17 protein-coding genes are annotated in these 24,590 nt (G+C 50.1%); 4 read left to right on the top strand and 13 right to left on the bottom strand.

The window, feature by feature from the left end:
- Window position 1 precedes the first annotated feature (1 nt).
- The 3 genes from hisC to hisG form a co-directional block, all read right to left on the bottom strand.
- Window positions 2-1,060, bottom strand: coding sequence for a histidinol-phosphate transaminase (hisC, locus tag Q0577_RS17105; protein ID WP_298738332.1), 1,059 nt, complete (start codon window positions 1,058-1,060; stop codon window positions 2-4).
- Between the two features lie 119 nt (window positions 1,061-1,179).
- On the bottom strand, window positions 1,180-2,457 hold the full coding sequence (gene hisD / locus Q0577_RS17110; RefSeq protein ID WP_298738333.1) for a histidinol dehydrogenase: 1,278 nt from the start codon (window positions 2,455-2,457) through the stop codon (window positions 1,180-1,182).
- Between the two features lie 7 nt (window positions 2,458-2,464).
- Window positions 2,465-3,319: an ATP phosphoribosyltransferase gene (gene hisG / locus Q0577_RS17115; protein ID WP_298738334.1), complete on the bottom strand. Its 855-nt coding sequence runs from the start codon at window positions 3,317-3,319 to the stop codon at window positions 2,465-2,467.
- Window positions 3,320-3,711: 392 nt separating this feature from the next.
- Here hisG and Q0577_RS17120 point away from each other — a divergent pair, with 392 nt between their 5' ends.
- Window positions 3,712-4,164 carry a hypothetical protein gene (locus Q0577_RS17120; protein WP_298738336.1) on the top strand — a complete coding sequence of 151 codons (453 nt, stop codon included), beginning with the start codon at window positions 3,712-3,714 and terminating at the stop codon, window positions 4,162-4,164.
- Window positions 4,165-4,241: 77 nt separating this feature from the next.
- Here Q0577_RS17120 and bglX read toward each other — a convergent pair whose 3' ends face one another.
- The 3 genes from bglX to Q0577_RS17135 are packed head-to-tail and all read right to left on the bottom strand — an operon-like array spanning window position 4,242 to window position 10,201.
- Window positions 4,242-6,551 carry a beta-glucosidase BglX gene (bglX, locus tag Q0577_RS17125; RefSeq protein WP_298738338.1) on the bottom strand — a complete coding sequence of 770 codons (2,310 nt, stop codon included), beginning with the start codon at window positions 6,549-6,551 and terminating at the stop codon, window positions 4,242-4,244.
- A 48-nt stretch (window positions 6,552-6,599) separates the two neighbouring features.
- Entirely contained in the window at window positions 6,600-7,775 is a 1,176-nt protein-coding gene (locus Q0577_RS17130) for a PepSY-associated TM helix domain-containing protein (protein WP_298738340.1), read from the bottom strand.
- Between the two features lie 47 nt (window positions 7,776-7,822).
- On the bottom strand, window positions 7,823-10,201 hold the full coding sequence (locus tag Q0577_RS17135) for a TonB-dependent receptor (RefSeq protein ID WP_298738342.1): 2,379 nt from the start codon (window positions 10,199-10,201) through the stop codon (window positions 7,823-7,825).
- 306 nt (window positions 10,202-10,507) lie between these two features.
- Here Q0577_RS17135 and Q0577_RS17140 point away from each other — a divergent pair, with 306 nt between their 5' ends.
- The 3 genes from Q0577_RS17140 (at window position 10,508) to Q0577_RS17150 (ending at window position 12,952) form a co-directional block, all read left to right on the top strand.
- Window positions 10,508-10,822 (top strand): hypothetical protein, encoded by a 315-nt coding sequence (locus Q0577_RS17140; protein WP_298738344.1) that lies wholly within the window; start codon window positions 10,508-10,510, stop codon window positions 10,820-10,822.
- A gap of 84 nt (window positions 10,823-10,906) precedes the next feature.
- Window positions 10,907-12,064, top strand: a complete 1,158-nt coding sequence (locus Q0577_RS17145; protein ID WP_298738346.1) for a FecR domain-containing protein — start codon at window positions 10,907-10,909, stop codon at window positions 12,062-12,064.
- Between the two features lie 345 nt (window positions 12,065-12,409).
- On the top strand, window positions 12,410-12,952 hold the full coding sequence (locus tag Q0577_RS17150; RefSeq protein ID WP_298738348.1) for a sigma-70 family RNA polymerase sigma factor: 543 nt from the start codon (window positions 12,410-12,412) through the stop codon (window positions 12,950-12,952).
- Here the strand turns inward: Q0577_RS17150 and Q0577_RS17155 are convergent.
- From Q0577_RS17155 to Q0577_RS17185, 7 genes are all read right to left on the bottom strand, one after another.
- Window positions 12,949-15,798 carry a glycosyl hydrolase gene (locus Q0577_RS17155; protein ID WP_298738349.1) on the bottom strand — a complete coding sequence of 950 codons (2,850 nt, stop codon included), beginning with the start codon at window positions 15,796-15,798 and terminating at the stop codon, window positions 12,949-12,951. The two genes, Q0577_RS17150 and Q0577_RS17155, sit on opposite strands and share 4 nt — an antisense overlap.
- A 25-nt stretch (window positions 15,799-15,823) precedes the next feature.
- Window positions 15,824-16,528, bottom strand: a complete 705-nt coding sequence (locus tag Q0577_RS17160; RefSeq protein ID WP_298738350.1) for a FecR domain-containing protein — start codon at window positions 16,526-16,528, stop codon at window positions 15,824-15,826.
- Window positions 16,529-16,577: 49 nt separating this feature from the next.
- Window positions 16,578-17,411: a hypothetical protein gene (locus Q0577_RS17165; RefSeq protein WP_298738351.1), complete on the bottom strand. Its 834-nt coding sequence runs from the start codon at window positions 17,409-17,411 to the stop codon at window positions 16,578-16,580.
- Window positions 17,408-17,914: a hypothetical protein gene (locus Q0577_RS17170; RefSeq protein ID WP_298738352.1), complete on the bottom strand. Its 507-nt coding sequence runs from the start codon at window positions 17,912-17,914 to the stop codon at window positions 17,408-17,410. The genes Q0577_RS17165 and Q0577_RS17170 overlap by 4 nt, the downstream gene beginning before the upstream one ends.
- 46 nt (window positions 17,915-17,960) lie before the next feature.
- Window positions 17,961-18,704, bottom strand: coding sequence for a DUF1080 domain-containing protein (locus Q0577_RS17175; RefSeq protein ID WP_298738354.1), 744 nt, complete (start codon window positions 18,702-18,704; stop codon window positions 17,961-17,963).
- A 4-nt stretch (window positions 18,705-18,708) separates the two neighbouring features.
- Entirely contained in the window at window positions 18,709-22,515 is a 3,807-nt protein-coding gene (locus Q0577_RS17180; RefSeq protein WP_298738355.1) for a glycoside hydrolase family 95 protein, read from the bottom strand.
- 88 nt (window positions 22,516-22,603) lie between these two features.
- Complete coding sequence (locus Q0577_RS17185) at window positions 22,604-24,586, bottom strand: plastocyanin/azurin family copper-binding protein (protein ID WP_298738356.1); 1,983 nt, start codon at window positions 24,584-24,586, stop codon at window positions 22,604-22,606.
- Between the last annotated feature and the right edge of the window lie 4 nt (window positions 24,587-24,590).

A 24,590-nucleotide genomic window follows, 5' to 3' on the forward strand; every position in this document is an offset into this window, starting at 1 on the left:
GTTACACTTTCAGGCTTTCGACGGCAGATAGTGCGTTGATCAGCGTTGCATTCTCTTCGGGCGTTCCTACGGTAATACGCAGACAGCCGGCGCAGAGCTCCACTTTGGAGCGGTCGCGCACAACTATGCCCTGCCCTACCAGGTATTGATAAATACCTTTGGCATCGGTAGTGCGGGCCAGTATGAAGTTGGCATCGCTGGGATATACTTTTGTTACCAGCGGCAGTTGTGCCAGCGCTGCAGAGAGCTTATCCCTTTCTATCACTGTTTCGCGGATCCATTCATTTACCTGCTGAACATTCTCCAGCGCCTGCAGAGCCAGTTCCTGTGCGGCCTGGCTGATGTTATAAGGCGGCTTGATCTTGTTCATCACATGAATGATCTCTTCGCTGGCAAAGGCCATGCCTACACGTAATGCTGCCAGGCCCCATGCTTTGGAAAGCGTTTGCATCACTACCAGGTTGGGATATTCTGTCAGCTCCTGGATGAAGGTTTTCTGGCGGGCAAAATTGATATATGCTTCATCTACTACCACTATGCCGTCAAAGTTATTCAGCAGCATCTCTATATCTTCCCGGTTAATGGAGTTACCGGTAGGATTATTGGGAGAGCAGATGTAAATCAGCTTGGTGTGTTCATCAATAGCCTGTTGCATGGCGGGCATATCCAGCTGGAAGTCTTCTGTCAGGCTCACATTGCGGATCACCACATCATTGATATGCGCGCTTACTTCGTACATACCATAAGTGGGCGGGCATAGTATTACATTGTCTACCCCCGGGTTGCAGAGGGCCCTGTACAGCACATCTATCACTTCATCGCTGCCATTACCCAGGAAGATATGCTGAGGCGGCACGCCTTTAATATCCGCCAATTTGTATTTCACCTTCCACTGCATAGGATCGGGGTAGCGGTTGTACGCAGTGGGCAGCGGAGAGCCGAAGCTGTTCTCATTAGCATCCAGGAAGATCTGTGCGGCGCCCTTGAACTCGTCCCTGGCGGAGGAGTAAGGCACCAGCTGCCGGATGTTGTTGCGTAGCAGTTTATTGAGATCGAACATTGTAATTAATAATTAATTATAGTAAAGGTAATGTTCAGCGTGAACTCGATGTTCGTTGAATACTATTATAGCATTGCAAGGCACTTACTTTAGTAATGGCGATCAAGCCGTCAGAATTATTAATGCTTAATTCTGATGGTCACCGCATTGCGGTGTCCATCCAGTCCCTCTGCGGCGGCCATTGCTTCGATGGCGGGGCCTATCTGCTGCAGGCCTTCAAGGCTGAGGCGCTGGAAGGTGATCTTCTTAATAAAGCTATCCAAAGATACGCCGCTATAAGCTCTTGCATAACCGTTGGTAGGCAGCGTATGATTGGTGCCGGAGGCATAATCGCCCGCGCTTTCAGGCGAATAGTTACCCAGGAAAACGGAGCCGGCATTCACCACACCGTCGGCAAGGGTAATATCATCCTTACAGGCAATGATCAGGTGCTCGGGGGCATAGGCGTTCAGCAGCTCCATGGCGGTTGTCATATCCGCTACCAGTACCAGGCGGCTGTGTTGTAAAGCCTGGGCGGCAATATCACGGCGGGGCAGCTGTTCCAGCTGGGTGTTCACTTCCGCCTGTACGGCGCTGATCACGGCGGCGGATGTGGTAACCAGCAGCACCTGGCTATCCGGACCGTGTTCTGCCTGCGACAAAAGATCGGCTGCAACGAAAGCCGGTACACAGCTATCGTCTGCCAGTACGGCCACTTCAGAGGGGCCTGCGGGCATATCTATCGCTACGCCATCTTTATTGATCAGCTGTTTGGCGCAGGTGACGTATTGGTTACCCGGACCAAAGATCTTAAATACTTTAGGAACCGTTTCCGTGCCATAGGCCATGGCGCCGATGGCCTGTACCCCTCCTATTTTGAACACCCTGTCTATCCCTACCTGCCGGGCAGCGAAGAGGATTGCGGGATGCACCGCTCCGGCAGCATTGGAAGGCGTACAAAGTACGATCTCCTTACAACCGGCTATCATAGCGGGAATGCCCAGCATGAGGATGGTAGAGAACAAAGGTGCGGAACCACCGGGAATGTATAAACCTACTTTTTCAATAGCTACAGACTTTCGCCAGCATTGCACACCGGGCATGGTCTCTATGATCCTGCCGGCTTCATGTTGTGCACGGTGAAAGGTTTCGATGTTATGCTTAGCCTGAAGGATGGCTTGTTTGAGAGCAGGTTCAAGGGTAGCGGTAGCATGGGCAAATTCACTTTCAGTGACCTGCAGATCGTTCAGCTGAACTTTATCGAACTGCAGGGCGTATTTACGTACGGCTTTATCACCATCCTGTTTTATTTCGCGGAGGATAGCGCCTACACTGTTTTCCAGTGCGGTAGTATCCATCACCGGACGTTGCAGGAGCGCCGGCCAGGTAGATTTGTCGGGATGCTGGAATATTTGCATGTCAATTTTAAATTACCATTTTTTCGATTGGCACAACCAGGATTCCCTGTGCGCCGGCGGCTTTCAGGCTCTCGATAATATCCCAGAATTCGTTCTCATTGAGCACGGAGTGTACAGAGCTCCAGCCTTCTTCTGCCAGCGGCAGTACGGTGGGGCTTTTCATTCCGGGCAGCAGTCGGATGATCTCCTGCAGGTTATCGTTGGGTGCGTTCAGCAGGATGTACTTGTTGTTCTTGGCTTTCTTCACTGCCTGGATGCGGAACAGCAGTTTCTGCAGCAATTGCTGCTGTTCAGTGCTGAGGCTTTTGTTGGCGATCAGTACGGCTTCTGATTTCAGGATCACTTCTGCTTCTTTCAGGCCGTTCATGAACAGGGTGGAACCACTGCTTACCAGGTCGCAGATAGCGTCTGCCAGGCCAATGCCGGGGGCGATTTCCACAGATCCGCTGATCTCATGGATCTCTGCCTGTATCTTATTCTTCTTAAGGAACTGCGCTACGATCACCGGGTAGCTGGTGGCGATGCGGAGACCGGCGAGATTATTGACCCCTTCGTATTCCAGGGTTTTGGGAACAGCAACGGACAACCGGCATTTGCCAAAGCCCAGTTTTTCCACCACGTTTACCTGTTTGTTCTTTTCCAGGACCACGTTCTCTCCTACCATACCCAGGTCGGCTACGCCGTCTTCAATATACTGCGGGATATCATCATCGCGGAGGAAGAAGACTTCCAGGGGGAAGTTACTGGCTTCTGTTTTAAGTTTGTTGACCCCGTTGTTGATGTCTATGCCACATTCTTTCAGCAGCTTCATAGAATCCTCGTGCAGGCGGCCGGATTTCTGGATGGCAATTTTCAGTTTCATCCGTTGTTATGTTTTTATTTATTGGTTCGTGATATATTCCCGCTATGTCTGAAAACAACAAAGGCCTACCTCTGCAGGTAAGCCTTTGATGTTTAAATATGTTTCTTATACATAATATCATCCCAGCCTACCAGCGCGGTAAGAATGATGGTGATGATGGATATGTACGTTAATAATCATAATGACGGGGCAAAAATAGTAAGAAATGCGGAAAATCAAAATTAATTGGGGTTAAAAGTGGAGCAACTGCCTTGAAAAATTGATGCAGATCAAGAAAACGAATACATCATATCATATTGATAATCATTGTATAACTAGCTATTTTATTTTGGAAGTGATCCGAAGAAAATTTACCTTCGATTTTAACTATTAACCTCTTTAAACTACCATGTATGTCTGAAAGAGAGATGTTATCATCCATTATTTCCCAATTGAGTGTTATGGAAGTTAAATTTGAAGCTAAATTTGACGCCATCGACAAACGGTTTGACGCTGTTGAAGAACGGCTTGCCAAAATCGAAGTCCGGTTGGACCAGGTTGAAAAGCGGCTTGCCAAAATCGAAGTCCGGTTGGACCAGGTGGAAGTCCGGATTGACCAGGTTGAAAAGCGGCTAGACAAAATCGAAGTCCGGCTCGACAAAGTTGAACAACGACTTGATACCCTTGAGGGACGGGTCAATATCATCGAAGGACATCTTCAGGTCATCGATGGAAGGCTTTATGTTGTTGATGGGCATCTGGTCAAGATTGCGATGGATTTAGACAAGATTGAAATGTGGACTGGTTACAGAGCTGATCCCAATTTACCAAGGGTAAATGGGGAACAGCTGAAAACCACTGCTTAACTTGTTTCCGCCAACGCTAAAAAGGTCTTACCAGGTTGTCTGGTAAGACCTTTTTAATGCTTTCAAAACACCAGCGCTTATGGCACCAAAGTAAAATCAACCCCTTCCGCATCCCTGCTGTTGGTACCTACAAACACGGTAAAATCGCCCGGCTCATAGGTCCACTTCATATTCTTGTCATAGAACTTCAGGTCGTCCGTGGTAATAGTAAAAGAAACCGTACGCTTCTCTCCTTTTTTCAGGGCAATCTTTTCAAATCCTTTCAGTTCTTTTACCGGGCGGGTAACACTGGCAGTTTTATCTCTGACATAAAGCTGTACCACTTCTTCTCCGTCGTAATCACCGGTATTGCTTACTTCCACACTCACACGCAGCGTTTCAGCGGCTTTCAGCTGCTGCTTATCGATCTGCGGGGTGCCGTAAGTGAATTTCGTATAACTAAGACCGTATCCAAAGGGATACAAAGGATCATTGGATACATCCAGGTATTTGGATGTGTATTTATTGTTTGGATCCAGCGGACGGCCGGTGCTGCGGTGATTATAGTAGATGGGTATCTGCCCTGCATTGCGCGGAAAGGTCATGGTGAGCTTACCTGCGGGATTATAGTCGCCGAAAAGCACATCTGCAATCGCATTACCGGCTTCTGTACCAAGGAACCAGGTCTCCAGTATAGACGGGATGTTAGCATCTTCCCATTCCAGTGTAAGCGGGCGGCCATTCATCAACACCAGTACGATGGGTTTGCCGGTAGCATGCACCGCTTTCAGCAACTGCTGCTGATTCTCCGGTATGCTGATGTTGGAGCGGCTGGCAGCTTCGCCTGTCATACCTTGCGATTCTCCGAGAGCCATGATCACCACGTCTGCCTGTTTGGCCAGGGCCACTGCATCATTGAGCATCTGCGCCGCGTTGGCAGTATCGGCTGCCTCAATGCGGGCTTTCTGATAGGCCTTCTTCAGCAGACCGGTATCGCTGGTAATATAGGCCCCGGGAGCAGTGAGCACTTTCACTCCATCGCCCACCTTATTCTTAATGCCTTGCAGGAGGGTCACCGCTTTGGAAGCGTCACCGGCGGCAGACCAGTTACCGATCATATCCCGCTGGCTGTTTGCCAGGGGGCCGATCAGGGCAATGGTACCTTGTTTTTTAAGCGGCAGCAGCTGTGTTTCATTCTTCAGCAGTACAATAGAACGTTGTGCGATCTCGCGGGCAGCCTGTAGATTTTCTGCACTCATGATCTCACGTTGTGCCCGGGCGGTATCGCAGTAACGGAAGGGATCCTGGAAGAGGCCCAGGTCGTATTTAGCCGCCAGTACGCGATATACGGCGCTGTCTATCTGGCTTTGCGTTACCTTTTTTTGTTGCAGCAGTCTTTTAAGCTGCCCTGCGTACACCCCTCCCTGCATATCCATGTCCACACCAGCATTCAGGGCCAGGCCGCCGGCTTCGTATTCGTCTTTGGCCACGCTGTGGTTGATCATTTCATTGATAGCGGTATAGTCTGTTACTACAAAACCTTTGAAGCCCCATTCCTTGCGCAACAGTTCTTTCAGCAGCCATTTATTACCGGTGGCCGGTATGCCGTCAATATCATTGAAAGAGGTCATTACAGTAGCCACACCGGCATCAATGGCAGCTTTATAGGGAGGCAGGTAGTCCTGGTACATCCGGCGGCGGCTCATGTCTACACTGTTATAGTCGCGTCCTGCTTCTACTGCGCCGTATAAGGCAAAGTGTTTTACACACGCAAGCACCGTGTTGGCAGCCGCAAGGTCAGACCCCTGGTAGCCTTTTACTTTGGCTTTGGCCACCTGGGTGCCGTACCAGGTATCCTCTCCTACTCCTTCTGCTACGCGGCCCCAGCGGGGATCACGGGCAATGTCAACCATAGGCGAGTAGGTCCAGTGAAGGCCGTCAGCGCTGGCTTCCTGCGCGGCGATACGGGCGCTTTTTTCCAACAGGGCCATATCCCAGGTACAGGCTTCACCCAGGGGAATGGGGAAAATGGTCTTATGCCCGTGAATAACATCGTAGCCAAAAAGCAGCGGGATTTTCAGCCGGGTTTTAACAGCCATTTCCTGCAGCTGGCGGGTATATTGCGGGGTATATGCGTTGAAGATAGCACCGCAGAGACCGGATTCAACATCTTTTTTATAACCGGGTTTCATAAAGGGGCCGGTCACATCCATGTCGCTGGTAAGCAGGTTCAGCTGACCGATCTTCTCGTCTAATGTCATCTTCGCCATCAGGCTGGTGATGAATTGCTTTTTCTGTGAGGGGCGCTGCTGCGCCTGTGTGGGCATAGTGGCTGTAATAACCGCGGCGAGGAATGTCCAGCCGATCAGTTTCCGCACAGGGGACTCAGGCAAGTTGCTCCATTTCATGACGTGTTAAATTTAGAGCGTAAAGGTACGGAGATAAGTTACTCGTACCTACGCCACCGCCACCTGCTTCACCCCTACCGGCTTTCTTTTTTCTTTTTTATACTTCCTGCCCCACCAGATATAGAACCCCGTCACCGGCAGGCTCGCTGCCACTAAACTGGCAAAGAACACCATGATCTTTCCTGCCAGTCCCCATATCTGTCCTACATGCGTGTCATAATTCAGCCTGGCCACTTTATCCGCCACAGATGCCTCCGCGAATTTCCCATAGGAATGTTTCACAGGAATATCCTTCAGAGTATACTGATCAAAATAGCGGATGTCCATCTTCCAGTAGGTATCAATATCCGGGTTGGCCACACCAGCCACTGAAACAGTATCGTTCTCAGGTATATGCACTTCTATCATTTCTGCAGCAGGATATTCCGCACGCATGATGTTGTATACTTTATCCTCTACAGGTGCATCTGCCAGGGATGCTGTTGCTTTCCCAGCCTTATCAGACATGGGCTCGTAATAGGCCACCAGGTTACTCTTACCGCCGGAGCTGATCCAGTATACCGACTTCGCAAACCACTGGAAGGTCCATACCAAACCGGTAATAACAATAAAGATCATTACCCAGGTGATATAGAATCCCATTACATTATGCAGGTCGTAATTGACCCTTCTCCATTTTGCATTCCATTTGATAGAAAACCGCTGCTTGCGTGCCGCCTTGTTCCTGGGCCACCACAACACCAGGCCGGAGATCAGCATCACCAGGAAAACCAGCGTGGCAGTTCCCACAATAGGTGTACCTATCGTAGGCGGCAGCCATAAATAAAGATGCCCCAGCAACACAACCCGGAAGAAATCCTTATTCATATCCTTCACCTTCAGCACTTTTCCATCATAGGGATTGATATATACGGTATAATAGTAGGCAGGTTCAAAACTAAAGAACGCCACTTCTGCGGCCCTGTCCTTCTTATAAAAACTAACGCTGTGTACTGCTTTACCCGGCAATACCTTCTCTGCCAGTGCTTTCAGTTCAGAAGGGGCAAGCATGGCGCGTTGTTCATTTTTAATATCCCGGAAGGAAAGCGTTACGCTCTCTATCTCCCGCTGAAAGGCGAGTATACAGCCGGTCAGGCCCAGGAATAAAACCAATAGCCCGGAACTGAGTCCGAGCCAAAGGTGGATCTTTCCGATCCAGTATTTTACGTTCTTTTCTTTTGTCATATCAGGTTAGCGGTTCGCATTATATAGGTTAGTATTTCCTGGTCTGCCTAGAACTTAAACGCCAGACTGGCTGCAAAGCTCCTTAATTTCTGCGGATTTACCGTGGTATACCCGATCCAGTATCTTTCATTGGTCAGGTTATCCATTTTTGCAGACACCCTGAATTTAGGCTGATCATAAAACACAGATGCGTTCAGGACCGTATAGGAAGGCAGTGTAAACACACCGAGTGCAGCGTCGTTGATGATCTTGTTGTCAGCAGCATAGTTTCCGCCAAAACCAAATCCAAGACCGCTCAGGTTACCGGCAGGTATACGGTAGCTCAACCAGAGGTTAGCTACATAAGGAGCGCCTGCGGTACCGGGACGACGGCCCTCCACATTCTTATCGGCGACTTTTTCAAGTTTTGAATCGTTATAGGCAAATCCTGCCACTACGCTCATGCCGCGGAAAGGATTTGCGATCAGATCTACATCAATACCCTTGCTGTACTGGGTACCATCCTGTACAGATACGTTAGGTCTGTCAGATGGTCTTAATATATCCTTCACTTTGATATCATAGTAGCTGATGGTGCTGGTCAGTTTTCCTTCAAACAGATCCAGTTTCACACCGGCTTCCCACTGGTTGGCATTTTCGGGTTTGTAAGAGATCTGTTTGCCTGTGCTGGGATCAAGTCCGGGCGCATTATTGGTGAAACCATTCTGATAGTTGGCAAACAGGGCCACAGCATCCCTGATGGGCTGGTATACGATACCCACTTTTGGAGACAGCTTCGTCTGGTTATAGGCGCCGTCTGACTTACCGGTAGTGGCATCATATGCGCCGTTGTAAACGTAATGATCTGCACGTAACGCACCTAGCACCAGCAGGTTGTCTGTCAGGTTCAATACATCAGACACATAAGCGCTGTAAGTGTTGCTGGTAAATATAGAAGGGTAAACAAAAGAATTACCTTTCTCCTGGTAAAGCCTATCCAGGTTAATACGGTTGAAATCGCCGTAGTTGGGAATAACATCCAGGCTTACATCAATCGTATCCAGTGTGTTACCGCCAAAGAACTGATCAGAGTTACGATAGAAGAAGTCAAGACCGGCTGTCAGGCGGTTGCGCAGGCTGCCGATCTGGAAATCACCTATAAAGTTCTGCTGGATCTCAATCACCTGGTCCTTACTGTTATTCGTATACTGATCATTGCGGGAGATCATGTTGTTTGGCAGCAGGTAAAAGTACGGTGAGGGTCCGTCAGAAAAACTGTTGGTCATTGTAAAGTTGGTCTGGGAAGTCCAGTTACCTGAGATCTTATAATTCATCTGCCCGAAGAAGTTGATGTTCCTGGCAGTCTGGTAGATATCATCGTTTACATAAGAACGTTTGTAGTCGATCTTCAGCTGGTCTGCACGGTCATATCCCAGGGCCGTCATGGTTTGTCCCCAGGGGAAGAAAAATACGTTCATCCCGGTATTGGTACCTTGCGCAAACTCCGCATCGAATAAAAATGACAGCTTATCATTTACCTTATAAGACAGGCTAGGCGCAAATACGAAATTCCTTGCCCAACCGTTGTCCTGCCAGCTGTTTTCATAAGAATAGGCGGAATTCACGCGCAACAGCACATTATGATCCTTATCCAGCGGAGCATTTACATCTGCTCCCATACGATACAGCCCGTAATTGCCTGCGGTAAAGTTCACTTCACCGCCGAATGCATCATAAGGCTTTTTAGTGATACGGTTGATCAGGCCACCATAGCTGGTGAGTACGTTACCAAATAAAGTGGCGGAAGGGCCTTTCAGCACTTCTATCTTTTCCAGGTTCGCTACGTCGATCCTGCTGGATACGTTACCGGCTACACCATTACGCAGCTGGCTCTGTACAATAAAGCCGCGGAGGTTGTAATAGCTGCCCCCGTCACCGCTGCGGCCGGTGGCATCCCACATTTTGGTAAGACCAGGTACGTTACGCATAGCGTCGTCAACAGTAAGCACCACCTGCTCTTTCATTAATTCCTTTGATACCGAAACAGTTGTCTGGGCGTTTTCCAGGTTCTTCAGGGTCATTTTATTGGCATAGTCGCTGGAGGAAGCCCTCAGCCTCCTTTGCCCGGAGATCACTACCTCCTGTAACTGCTTGTCATTCAGCTGCAATTCAAAAGACACATCGGCGGTTTGCCCCGCCACTGCAGCAACCTGCTTTTCTACCGGGGCAAAGCCCACCAAGGAAATACGCAGGGTATAGGTACCGGGAACCAGCCTCCGGATACTGAATTCACCGTTCTCGTCCGTAACAGCCCCCTTGGTGGTGCCTGTTATCTGTACACTAACGTAAGGCGCCGGTTTCCCGTCAGTTGTAATTACCTTTCCTTTAATATGTGAAAATTGATCCTCTTCGCTGGCCAATGCGATAGTAGTCAGGCCTAAAAACATGCAAATAAACACTAATAATCCCTTACCCATTGTAAAGCCCATTCTTTAAAACAATTGATTTGACGCCGCAAAAATCCTACTCTTAAGACAATTTGGTTTACGAAATCGGGAAAAGATTTTACGATATCGGAAAAATTGCTGGCATGTTAACATCTGTAAACTGGTATTTTGCGTATTTTTAAACAGATGGGTCTTTTTTTGCCTGTCAGATAAACACTAATGTTCTGTCCTGAACTTAGATGCGCTCTTCCCTCAAAGTCCCCCTGGTACCTGTGTGGAAATTATAACATCAACAAACTTCATCGCATGAAACCAACAGTCATGAAGGATGACAGGCAGCTTTTACGTAAACTTAAGAAGCGCGACCCAAATGCATTAAATGATACCTTCAAACAATACCGGGTATGGCTGCTGATGGTAGCCGCTGCTACTATCCCCGACGTTGATGTGTCTGATAAGGCGCATATTGCAAAGGCAAAAAAAATGGTGGAAGACTTTTTCATTGAATGCTGGGAGCAGCAGCTCTTTAAACATGTAGATGTACCGCTAAGGACTTTCCTGTTCCGCGCCTTTACCGAACGTTGCAGAAAACAGCATGCGTTGCACCCGGTTATCCCTTGAGTACCCCAATAAGATTTTCAGCCAGCAGGACCATATAAACACTTGTATGTTATTCCTGTATGGTACAACCGAAACACTATTACTGTGAAACCAAAGCTCAGCGTACAGCAAAACGAGCATATCTGGCAACTGATGTGCGAAAAAATGGCCGGCATTATCAGTCCGAAAGACCTCCGCTACCTGGAAGCAGCAGTCCCCAAAGACGAATTCATGCAGGAGGCGCTACAGACACTGGCTTTTGCATTGGGGGACGAAGAAGACCTCGACCTTGACCGCCTTCAACACGACGATGAATGGAATAATATCCTGCACGACATAAGACCTCATTCCCCGGAACATATCACCGCCACACCATCTTTCCGTCCCGGTAAACTGATGGCTGCCGCCGTAGTAGCCGGACTGATACTCAGCGGCGCGGGGTATTACTATTTTTCAAGAGGAACGGCGCCGCATGCTGCTTCTGAGCATGTTCAGCTCAAACTCGCCAGCCAGCGAACGATTCCCCTGCCGGAGCACCCATCTCTGATCAGCCTGGGGGATGTACAATTGTATAACGGGGCGCAGTCATTACACTTCGATGCGAAAGATGCATTCAACGTTAGCGGGCAACATACCCTGATCGTTCCCGCTGCCAAAGATTATAAAGTAATACTGGCAGATGGCACAGAAATATGGCTCAATGCAGATTCGCGCCTCCGGTTTCCCTTCAGCTTCAATGGCAACACCAGGGAAATCACCCTGCTGAACGGGGAAGCCTATGTGAAAGCAGCGCCAGATCCTTCCAAACCGCTGATCATCCATACCCCGCAAAGTACTATACAGGTGCTGGGCACGGAATTCAATATCAACGCTTATGAGCAGGATAAGGTAAAGGTATCCCTGGTAAGCGGCGCTGTAAAGATGAACGCAGGCCAACATACCACTATTATCAAACCCGGTATGGAAGCCGTGTATACAGCCGGGAAAGGCCTTATTACCCAGGCCTTCGATCCCGGGAAAGTACTGAGCTGGCGCGATGGCAAACACTTTTTTGTACAGGCGCCTATCGCAGAAATATGCACCATCCTGGGCCGCCACCTGGGCGTCACCGCTGTAGTAGACAGCGGCTCACCCGCACAGACAAAGCATTTCAGCGGTATGGTAGACAAACATGAACCTGTAGAAGCATTCATGGAAGGCCTGAAGAACGCCGTAAACATAGACTACTATATTGATGATAACGGCGTTCTGCATTTCAGGTAAACTGGCACTGCTCAATATAACACACCCATCAGGACAAAATTGCGCAGCACGTTAATAGCTTGTTAACGCACTGCGCAATTTCTCATATTTGGCCCGATTTCTACCATCCCTCAAAATCCGCCTTCCCCATTCCTCCGTATATTAATCTAGAATTAACAATTAATAGTTAATAATTCCAATGCCATTGTGCCCATCCGGACACAAGCCCCTCTGATGCTTAATTATTAGTCATTAATTCTTAATTCTACCAACTGCCCGTGATTTTTACTGCCCTCCCTCCATGCTGATAGCATTGACTGCGATTGGTGTATTATGTTAATCTACCAACCCAATCATATCTGCTGCATGAACACAAACGACCAGCTTTTATTAAACAGGTTACAGAATGGCGATGACACCGCGTTTGCCCAACTCTTCGAACTGTACCGCAGGTGGCTTGTCTACGTAGCCCTTACTATGCTCGATGATGAGACGGAAGCTCACGACACCGTACAGGATTTCTTTATGGACTGCTGGGAACGAAAACTGTTTACCAGTGTCAACGTTTCGCTGAAGAGTTTCCTGCATTGCTCTATCCGTAACAGGTGCCTCAACAAACTCAGGAATGAGGCCCTCAGGAAAAAGAAACTGAAAAAGCTCCTGGTGGGCGAAGAAACAAGCGCCGGCTATGAGGAACAACATGACGAACTATGGGATCAACTGTCACTGGTGCTCCCTAAAGTGCCTCCTATGTCTGCCAAGGTATTTCAGCTTACTTATGTTTCAGGCTTTACCCGCAAGGAGGTGGCTGAGCTGATGGGCATCAGCCCTTCCACGGTGAAACATCAGCTGGCGCGCGCGCTCAGGATCCTGCGCGGCCTACTTGAACGTGTAAAATTGTATACTTAGTGCGCTGCTTCCAGTGTTACCGGTCCCAATAATCCCGATTCCTGCAAAGCCCACTCCGGGCGGATAGTAATATTTGTTTTTGTGAAACGCTGCGCTTCGGGCTTATTACGATCGCCTATCAGCCGGTTACGCCAACTGTTGATCACTTCAATCTCCAGTACATTATTGCCTGCCTGCACTATACCGCTAATGGATACACGGTATGGTGGGGCCCATAGTACGCCCAGCTTCCGGCCATTGAGCGTTACACTGGCAATGCCTACATCCTTCACGCTTCCCAGGTTCAGGTACAGCGGCTTTCCTGCCTGCAGTTTACCTGTATCTACCGAAAATTCCTTGCGATATACCGCAGTACCAGAGTAATAACGGATCCCTTCTTCCGGCCGTTCGGTCCAGCTGCTGAGGGCAGGGAACACTACTGATGCCGGGCCTCCCCAGCGCTCGTCAAAATGCAGCTGCCAGGGGCCGTGTAATGTATCCACCGGGCGTATTTCCGGGAAGTTGCCGACGGCAGTTCCCTGCTGCGTAACAGGAACGGGTTTCCTGAACACTATGAACCAGGACCCATACGGCGCAAAAGACAGCGGCACTGTAGTAATGCCATTGGCCTGCGTATAGGCTGCCAACGGCTGTGTATGACCGGTTACCGGATCCCAGCGCTCCGGCAGGCGGCCGCTTACACGAAAGCTTACCTTCGCGGCAGAGGCTTCCCGCTGCCTGCTGCTGACAAAATAATAGTCGGCATCATTCCAACGGCGATGGATATATCCAAATGCGGTATCAGGCGCATCAAAATGGCAGTCTGCCGCTACTCCCTGTGACGACAGCCACGCTGCAGCGGTATATCCCCAAACCATACGCCCTTTCCCTGCCTGCCGGCTGCCCCGGCTTAAAGTATCCCTTCCCCATAACGCTGCCACCAGCTGCCGTAACTGCTGTTGTGCTGCCTGCCCCTGTTCCAGGCTTATGATCCGCTGTGTGGGCGAACCGATCACCGTTGCTCCTGCCAACACCAGCTGATGTACTTTGCGGAGTGCAGCCAATGATAACACGCGGTGCGCGGGTAATACCAGTACCCGGTATTGCATGCCATGGGGCAATACCAGCCGTCCCTCCTTTACCTGCAGCGCCAGCAGACGTTCTTCATTGATCACATCATAATCATAGCCGGGCAGCACACCGGCGGGATCATCTTCTTTACGCCGCACAATATTGGGTATATGATCTCCATAGTAGTACAGCACATCCGCTACAAAACGGCCTTCCTGCATCATATACTGCGTACGCGCCATGTAGCGGAAAAAAGCATCGGCATATTTCCACCAGGTAACATTGGGATTAATATGCGTGCCTGCAAAATATTCCTGTCCGGGTACGCCCATCTCTGCCGGCGAACTGGTGAAGGTATGCAGTACCGTCAGATTGAGCCCGGCGCATATTTCATGATCAAAGCTGGGCTTCATATGCTCCCAGATAACATCATCCCAGTGACGGCCAATGGTGGTGAAGGCTTCTGCTCCAACCAACTTCTTATTGTAGATATGCGCCGCGCTGGCCGCCTGTTTTACAAAAAAGCGGTTTTCCGGCCGCGGGCGATGGGGGGATGGCGACCAGAACTCGCCCATCATGATCTCGCTATGCCCTAAATTCTTCAGCCCGTCAAAAGGCCCGGCGTGCGGCCCGCCTGATTCCGCCTGTAAACCCATACCATAGGCAGCGGCCTTTTCCCTGAACACTTTATAATGATTGTCAGCTATACAATCACTGATCGTTTTACGCAGATCTGCCAGGAAACGGTTGCTCGCCTCCCTGCTGTCTATGATCTTACCTGCTACTACAGGCAGGAAAGGCTTCAGATCATATCCTCTCCTGCGACGGAATTCCTGCATAAAATCTTCCGTCCAGTTAATGCCGCCCAGCTCCCAGCTGTCTGTCTGCAGGTAACGGAGTGTTGTGCCCGCATCCGGGCCTATGCTTTCCAGCAGCGGTTTTACGTGCGTGTCCCAATAACGGGTAAAGTGCCGGCGGCTCATATGATCGATCACCAGCCCTTTCCATTGATCGCTGGAAGTAGAGATATCCGCGCCGTTGAGCGTATACCCCATGCGGATCACCACCCATTTACCTGCGGGCGCCTTCCAGGAAAGCCTGCCCGTACTATCCATCAGACGGGAAATGTCGATCACTTTCCTGCTGTCTGCATGTACGCGATAATTTGCGGTAGTATCTTCTTCCAGCAGGTAACGGGTGTCGGGAGCAGATATACCTGCTTCATCAAAAGCAGCTTTCAGCCGCAGATGATGCAGGGGTTTTATACCTGCGGTATCTCCCAAGGGAAAGGCCAGTACTACAATGTCTTTATAAAACCCATGTACGGCCCGGGGTAACGGCAGTGTATGTACGCCGTTGCCGCTTACTATTGTTTCAGACCAGCTGAGGTGTTTAGCGGCCTCCTGCGGCTGCACATCCGGGGCGCCCAGGTTCCAGCCGCTCTGTATATTCAGGCTGAGCTCAAGGCCCAGCCGCTTTGCTTCTTTTACTGCATGCCTGAACAGTTCCTGCCAGGCGGGCGATCCAAACATCGGCCCCGCAGGCACCGTGGCATTGCCCCGCTGATCCTGTCCGCCAGCGTCTACAATGCTGGCGCCGCTGAAACCTTTTTCCTTCATCGCCTCCAGGTCGCGCGTAATGGATTGTTTGCTGACGTTGCCGTTGAGCCACCACCACCAGCAGCGGATGCCGTAGGCAGACGGCGGTTGCTGAAAATAGTTTTCATTAAGTTCCTGGGCCCCGGCCATCAATGCACCCTGTATAAGTAAAGCCAGGCAACAAATAACTTTGATCATGCGTGTTGATATCATTCCCTTGCTGTTATTGATCCTTTCTTTCATGCACTTCCACCCTGCCATTGCTGATGCTGACGGCTATCGTGCCACGCCGGCGGTTGGTGCTAACAGAAAAGCTGCTTCCCTGCAAATGCGCCATCAGCCTGTTATTGGAAACATAGAAAGGACGCCGTGCATCATGACGCAGTTCAAAAACAGCGTCTCCTTCCAGGAACACTTCCCTTTTATCGCCGGCAAATTTTCGCGGATAAGAAAGCCTGGCGCCTGACTGCAGGATAACCCTGCTGCTGTCTTCCAGGTGAATAGTGAGTGGCGTATGACTGTTGTTGATGCTGTGCTGCATACCGGATGGGGCAGCTTTTGAAAGACGGGTACTGTAATGGAACATAAACGCAATGCCCACCAGCACAGCGGCCAAAATGCCCGCTACGGCAAACAGGCGGGTGAGCCGGCTCTGCATAGTGGGTGCAGCGGGCGCCAGTTCCCGGGGAGCATCTCCGGCCAGTGTACGGTGCGTGTTTTCCAGTTGCTGCGCTGCTTCTCCCTCCGGTAAATGCATGGCCGTATACCGGATAAGGCGGTCTGCCCGCATGATCACATCCAGTTTTTCGGGATGCGTGCTGATCCAGTTCTGCCAGAAAAATACATCTACCGGGTCTAGTTTGAAATAATATCGCAGATACGACGCATTGGCCGCAAAATCTTCCGCTTCGTAACGTGAATAATCCATACAAGTGTTGGAATATAAGCAATTTGCGGCAGGATTTCATCCTACTCCATCATAGTTCGCGTTGCGCCAGCGCTTCGTCTATATCCGCAGGATAAACTGCGTCATGCATTTCACAATAGATATCCGTCATGCGGAAACCGTCCCTGCACCGCCGGCGGGCGGCTTCGAACTGTTCTTTCGCATGCTGATGTTTGCCCATCGCGCGGTAAACAACACCCTTGTAATAAGCTACCTCCACGTAGTTTTTACAGATCTTTTCTTCCTGCTCCAGGTCTGCCAGCGCGCCATTATAATCTCCGATCCTGATCTTCATTACCGCCCGGTGCAGGAAATCGAAGAGCCCGATAAAGTCCTTCCCTTTCATATAAAAGATGCTGTCAATTCCTTTGGCGAAATAACGGGCGGCGGCATCATAATTTCCCAGCTCTCTTTCGCATAATGCCATCACTACATACAGGCTGTAAGTGCCATCGCCTGTATGCCGGTGGGCAAAGCCAGACAGGGTATCAAAGCGTTTCAGATCCTGCAGCGCGCCTTCGTAATCGCGCAGGAACTTGAACCTGCACCAGCCGCGCACATCCAGTGTTTTCAGGGGTTCCAATGCTACTGCCTTATCCAGGTACCTGCGCCAGGCAGCAAAATCACCTCTCTTAAGATATGGCACACTCAGTGCACGCCAGCCCTCTGCCAGGGTGGGACATACCCCTACGGCACTGTCCAGGTATTGCTGGTTAAGCCTGGAGCCCTGGTAAAACGTGATGGCATAGTTATACAGCCTGCAGCCACGTACGGAGGCGGAATCTGTAAATGCATCGCAGTTCAGCTGGCCTTTTCCCGCTACGCTGATCATACCGCAGCAAAGGAGGAGGTATAGGTGTTTCATGGGGTAATACTGATTATTTTACCCTTCCTGATACGGAAAGTAATATGCTGGTAGCTATCGTATATCTGTCCTTTATAAACAGCCGGCTGCCATCCGCGAAGTTGTTTTACAAGGCTGAGCAGGCGGCCCGACAAAGCCTTGTTGAATGATACCGGCTGATAATTATTATCTATCTCAAAAATGCGGAAACGGCCTGTTTCACCTTTACAGTTGATAATGAACTTAACGGTGAGATAACCGTTCTGATCATCCAGGTCGCCCTCAGGCTCATAGTGGCTCAGCAAATATTTTACGATCTCCTGCTTATGTTCCTTGTAGTAAGAATTGGTGTTGTAGTACTGGAACACCTGTTTCGCATTACATATAGTAAAACGGGGGTCATCCTGCAGGCTGTCAAATAATATTTCACCTACGTGTTCCGGGAAACCTTCCTCCTGGGCAAAAGCTTGCAGGGAAAACAACACGAGCAGGAGCGGGAGTACAGCGGTCTTAAAATGGTTCATGGGATAAAAGGGTACCTCACACTCAATATACAAAACTTCCCGTATTTCATAATTCCCTTACCCAGATATTGCGAAAGCTCACACGACTGTTATGCTCCTGCAGTACCAGCGGCAGTTTGTTGGCATGATACGTATACTGCGGATAGCCGGCATATACCATGGGGCCTTTGATAGCCACATGATGCAGTATCAGTACACCGTTGTGAAAGACCGTGATACAGGCGGGTGTTTTCAGGGTCTGATCAGGGTTAAACACCGGCGCTTCAAACACCACGTCAAACACCTGCCAGCTTTCAGGCGGCAAACAGGCATTTACCCGTGGCGCATACTGTTTATAGATACTGCCCGCCTGGCCATTATAATAGATGCGGGTAGCATATTGATATGATTCATAGATCTGCAGCTCATAGAGGCCCATAAACAGTACGCCGCTATTACCTGCGTCATTACGGCCTTTATCTTCCTTCGGATCCGGCGTTTTCCATTCTATGTGCAGCTGCATATTACCGAAAGCCCGTTTGGTACGTATATCCTTTGTTTTTGGCACAATGGTGAGTGTACGCCCTTTCGCTTTCCATTTTACAGCGCTGCTGTCCGGGTGCTCCCATTGATCCAGGTCTTTCTGACCGCTAAAGAGTACAATAGCATCAGAAGGCGGACGGCCCTTTTTACCCGGCATAACCAGCGGTGGTTTGTACGACCAGTCTTCTGTAGCTTCCGGTTTTACCTGCTGTGCAGATAAGCCAGCAGAATATAGTACAAGAAATGTAAGGCAAGCCAGTCTCAGCATAGCATCAGGATTTTACGAATTTGCCATCTGCTATACGGAAGTGATAGGCCTTTCCCTTTTGCGCATTAAACCGCAGTTTTTCCTGCTTATATCTTAACTCGCAGTTACCGTTTGCAGTAGCCTTTACCGTTAGTTGCTGCAGCTGTCCGCGCTGCCAGCTGTAGTCCAGTACATATCCTCCCCTGGCGCAGATGCCCTTTACATCACCTGCAGGCCATGCATCCGGCAAGGCGGGCAGCAGCTCAATATACTCCATATGACTTTGCAGCAGGGCTTCTGCAATACCTGAAGCGCCGCCGAAATTACCATCTATCTGGAAAGGCGGATGTGCATCAAACAGGTTGGTATAAGAACCACCATGTACTCTTCCATTCGGATCTTCCGCCGGTGTTAACAGGGTGTTGATCATCTTCAGCGTATGGTTGCCATCTTTGAAACGCGCCCAGAGATTGATCTTCCAGGCCAGGCTCCAGCCGGTGCCGCCGTCACCGCGGTAGATGAGCGATTGACGTGCAGCCTTCATCAGATCAGGTGAACGATCCCACGTGATATCCGTACCGGGAAATACACCCCAGAGATGAGATACGTGCCGGTGTTCATTCTTCGGATCATCAATATCCTGCATCCACTCCTGCAGCTGGCCATGTTTACCTACCTGGTTAGGCGCTATCTGCTTATACTTTGCCTGCAGCGTATTACGGAAGGCTGCATCCGTTTGTAATATTTCGCTGGCCTGTACGCAGTTGGCAAACAGATCGCGTATCAGCTGATGGTCCATGGTAGGGCCAGCCACCAAACCTCCCTGTTCAGGTGAATTGGAAGGTGTGCTGATCAGCCATCCCGTTGCAGGATCTTTTACCAGGAAGTCCACAAAGAAACGGGCCGCTTCCTTCATCACCGGGTAAGCCGTTTGCTGCAGGAATGCTTTATCCCTGGTATACAGGTAATGCTCCCATAGATGATGGCTGAGCCAGGCGCCGCCCGTTACCCATATACCATGGTTGGATGCATTGATAGGGGCCGTACCTCTCCACAGATCTGTATTATGATGCAGTACCCAGCCGGAGGCGCCGTAATGTTCCCTGGCTGTTACGCGGCCTGCTTCAGACACTTCGCGGATCAGCCGCACCAGCGGTTCTGTACAGGCGGAAAGGTTCAACACTTCCGCCGGCCAGTAGTTCATTTCCAGGTTGATGTTGGTAGTATACTTACTGTCCCAGGGGGGCGACAACAGATCGTTCCAGATACCCTGCAGGTTCAGCGGCTGCGATCCCGGCCTGGAGCCGGATACCATGAGATAGCGGGCATACTGTACATACAGCGCCGCAAGCGCAGGATCGGTGGCAGCGCTGAACTGCCTGATACGCTGATCTGTAGGCAGCTGCACCTGGCCATTGCCCAGGTTAAGCGAGAAAGTATTAAAGTACCGCTGATAGTCTTTAATATGCGCTTTACGAATACTGTTATAGTTTAGTCCGGACAGTTTGGCGATAGTCTGCCCGCACAACGCAGCCGGGTTACCCGATACCACTTTGTAATTGCAGAAGTTTGTGGCTGCTGTCAAATATAACGTAGCTTCATTGGCGTTAGTAACCACTATGCTGCTGTCGTTAACAGTTACCTTTCCCTGTTTGGTGCTGACCTTCAGCCAGCTTTCTCCTTTCAGTACACCATTGGCCACTTTCAATGAAAGCGCTATTGTACTGTCATTTATCCTGCGGGTGCTATACTCCTTGTGCAGGGTGGTGAGCTGCGCTGTAAAGCTGATGTGACCGGGGCTACTGGCTCTCAGCTGTGTTACGATGGCCTGTTGCGGAGCGCTGGCCAGGTATTCGCGCGTGTAGTTTACTCCATCTGCCGTATAAGAAGTACGTGAGATGGCCGTATTAAGATCCAGCTCCCTGCGGTAATTACTTAGCGTTGCCATGGTGTCATGAAAACGCAGCCACAGGTCAGCAAAGGGTTGATAAGCGGCCTCATATCGGGACGCCGGTGGCGCACTTTTCAACCCCATAAACTGCTCTCCTGCCAGGTCTTCTGCTTCTTTTTGTTTACCGGCCTCCAGCAGGTCTCTGATCTGCTGGAGGTATTTTACCGCACCCGGACGGGCATGCTCACGGGGGCCATCTGTCCACAGTGTAGACTCATTGAACTGTATATGCTCTGTATGTGCGCCTGCGTAGATCATTGCACCTAAACGGCCGTTACCGATGGGTAATGCGCTGGTCCATTTATTTGCCGGGCTGTTATACCATAATGTTTGTGCCTGTTGCTTAGCCGGAAGCTGAACAAGCATATGCTTCAACTGCGGAGCGCTGTAGATCTCCTCTCCATCGGAGAGTATGTGAACACCTTTTCCTTTTCCATATCTTTTACCCGTCTTATCCCAGATGATGGTGATCAGGCGGCCATGATACGGCACCTGGTCAAGCGTAAACCAATCCCATGAAGCGGGTATCAGCGGGTATAACTCCAGCTTGTCATCCCTGCGGGGCCTGATACCTGCCAGGTCGCTGATCACCAGGTCGCAAAAGCCGGAGTGATTGTAATAGCTGCTGCGCGGATCATCTCCTTTCAACCAGTAACCGGTTTGTTCGTCCTGGTATTCTCCCAGGTAGGGCTTTCCATTCTTCTGATGTGAACGCGCATAGGTGTGTAATGCCTGCAAATAGTTTTGCGCCGTAAGGCCGTTATGATAACGGTAACGGGTCAATAGATTAGCCAGGCCTTTCAGCGTTTGTGTAGTGGCAAAGGGCCAAATAGCGCCATCCCATTCGCAGCCGCCGCTGCCATGAGAACGGAAGGCCGGGTGACGCATCTCTGCGGTAGTGATGCCCCAGGGTGCGTTAAATCCTTCAGGGTCTGTTAACTGTTGCCAGGCTTTTGCATACTTTGGATCATCATCCGGCAGATTGAAATACCAGGGAATAAACCCGATCTCCTCCCTGGCGTCTGAAAGTGCACCACCTTTCTGCTTACGGACTTTAAAGAAAGCCGCCTGTTGATCCCACAGCGTATCCTGCACCAGTTTTTTAAGCTGTGCCGCCAGCCGGGTATAACGTTGCTGCAGGGTATCATTACCTGCCATCGCAGCCAGCATGGCGAGCGCTCTGGCATTGCCGTACATATAGCTGTTGATGGTGGGACGGATATTCTTTTCCCTGCGGCCGCCGCTGATGGATTCTTCCATACCATCTTTCACATCATGCTGCCAGAACAGCCCGTTGGGCAAGGCTCTTTCCTGCTCCCACAAACGATAGTCTTTATCCAGCGAATCCAGCAGGCTCACCACAAAGGCGCTGTCGCCATTCACCAGGTAGCGGTTGTAAACGGCATCTGCCACCCAGCTGCTGAACTGGTGAAAGCGCGGGCGTTGCTGCAGCTTATCTTTCTCCAGCCAGTAACGGATGTACTGATCAATATACTGCCCGTCACGCAGCCAGCGCCCCTCGTAAATATGATGACCTGTAGCGCAGCTTAATGCATTATACTGTCCTGCATGCTTAACAGGAATGATAAACTCTGTGAAGATGAATCCCGCAGGTGTTTGCTTCAGGTGTTTACGGAAGCTCCACCAGCGATAATAATAGGTTTGCTCAATCACTGAATCCGGGCAATCCAGTAAAGGAATGTTTTGTCCAAGCCATTGGGACGCCTGCTCATCCGGCACATAATTCTTCACCTCCTCTTTATCCATCCCGTTAAAATAGCGCACATATTTATCCAGCTTGCCGGTATTCAATACCGCCGCCTTATCCTGTGCATACGCAAACGACCAAAGAAAAAAACAGCTCAGCAAAATACGCTTCATACAGATTTTGTTTGAAGATTTGAGGGTTTGAAAGTTTGAAGAAGGTTGAAATAACCGGGCAGCTTCCAACTTTCAAACGCTCAAACTGTTAAACTTTCTTTACAACTTTTAAGATACCTTTCATCACGGCATAGTGTCCGGGGAAAGTACATACATATGTATAGTCGCCCGGTGTGTTGGGCGCTGTAAAATAAATGGTCTGTGATGTTTCCGGTTGCAACAGACACGTATTGAACAACACATCCTTTGATGCCGGTACATATGCCTGCTGCGAGCCGCTGAGGCCCATATCCATTGCCAGTTTTCCAACATCGTTACCTTTACCCGGATTTACGATCACCAGGTTGTGCAGCATGTCGTCATTGTTATTGAACACCAGCTTCACTTTACTGCCTGCAGGCACCTGTATCTGTTCTATGTCAAATTTCAATCCCGGTTTGGTGCCGATCTGTATCACTACATCTGCCCCTTTTGTCCAGGAAGCCGGTTGTGTGGTGACACATTTTTCCGGGTCGCTGCCGCAGCCGCCTTTGTTACTACCCGCTGCTGCCAGGCTTTGCGGTGTGATCGCACAGGCAGGGCCGCTGCCCTTGGGAATAGCGTTCAGGCTGTAGTAGCCAACATTATGCAACAGCGTCATTCCTGATTGTGAGCGCAGCCCTTTTACGTTCAGCTCATGAATATAGCCTTCCCGCAGGCCATTTACATAAATGCGCACACGGCGTCCATCTTCCGACACTTCGCTTTTAACAACCTCACAGGGTTGTTGATTGATAATAGGGCTTCCATACTTACTGTGATAACTGTAGGTAAAGCCGGTAATGCTGTACAGGTCCGCGTTCGCCGCCTGTTGTTTATTAACCGGCATCGTGAACTCCAGTTCAAAGCCATTGCTCTGCGCACGCATTGCCTTTATTTCAAATGGCGTATTGCCTTTGAAGGAAACGCGCTGCAAGCCGTACAGCCTGGGGCCCGTAGACGCCCATCCACGGCTGGTCATTCCCACAAACAAAGAGTGATCGCTGCCCCAGGCCAGGCGCAGTACGCCGGATGAAAAACCTTCCAGGAAAGGAAAACAGGCGCCCTGGTACTGACCATTTACTTTTTCAAGAAAGGCACGCATCACTTTACTGTGGCCCTGATCGCCTACCAGCAGCTGGCCGCGGAAGGGACCGAATGCATCTGTATTGATGGCCAGTATATCGGCAGTGGAAATACCCATTAGTGTGTGCGGAAACCATACACTCGGCTCTTTGAAGCCTGGTTTGCCGCGGCCAAAATCATGCATGAGGCCAATAGAATCCGGGAACTGTTCCGGCCTTAATCTGATGGGCGAACCATACTCTCCCGCCCAGCGCAGCCCTGCGGGATGCCCTGCAAAATCACCATAGTTTATGTGAGTGATCCTGCCTGATCCTATCCAGTCGCCCTGGTTTTCAGCAAAGAAAAGATCACCGTTCTCCATCAATCCAAAACCTGCAGGAGAGCGCATACCCGCTGCAAACGGGCGCATACTGCCATCCGGTTTTACCTGCATCATCCAGCCTCTCCATTTGGCCAGGCTGGCGCCCCTTCCTATCCAGGAGAGGTTGAGCGTAATGATCATATTGCCATCCGGCATGAACAGCGGACCATAAGAGTATTCATGATAGTTGCCCGACAAAGGCCAGGAAGCGATAGTCTGGAATACATCCGCTTTACCATCGTCATTTGTATCAGTTACACGGGTGAGTTCCGACCGCTGCGTCGTATAGAAGGAACCGTTATGCCAGGCAAGACCCAGCGTTTCATGCATACCTTTTGCAAAACGGGTGTACTGCGGTTGCCTGGATCTCTTTTGGTAGGGATCTGCGATCACCCATATCTCGCCGTGACGAGTAACCACACCCAGTTTATCATCCGGCGTAAATGCCAGTCCGCCTACCTCCAGGATCACGCTATCAGGTATGGGTACATCCGAAATAGTGTAGTATTTACTTTCCCTGGCCTTCATCTCCGACTGTGCATTCGTTGTAAACGGCAGCAGTGCAATACAGAGCAATAAGCAAATGGGACTATATAACTTCCTCATCATG

This window comes from uncultured Chitinophaga sp. (assembly GCF_937898475.1).
Classification (GTDB): domain Bacteria; phylum Bacteroidota; class Bacteroidia; order Chitinophagales; family Chitinophagaceae; genus Chitinophaga.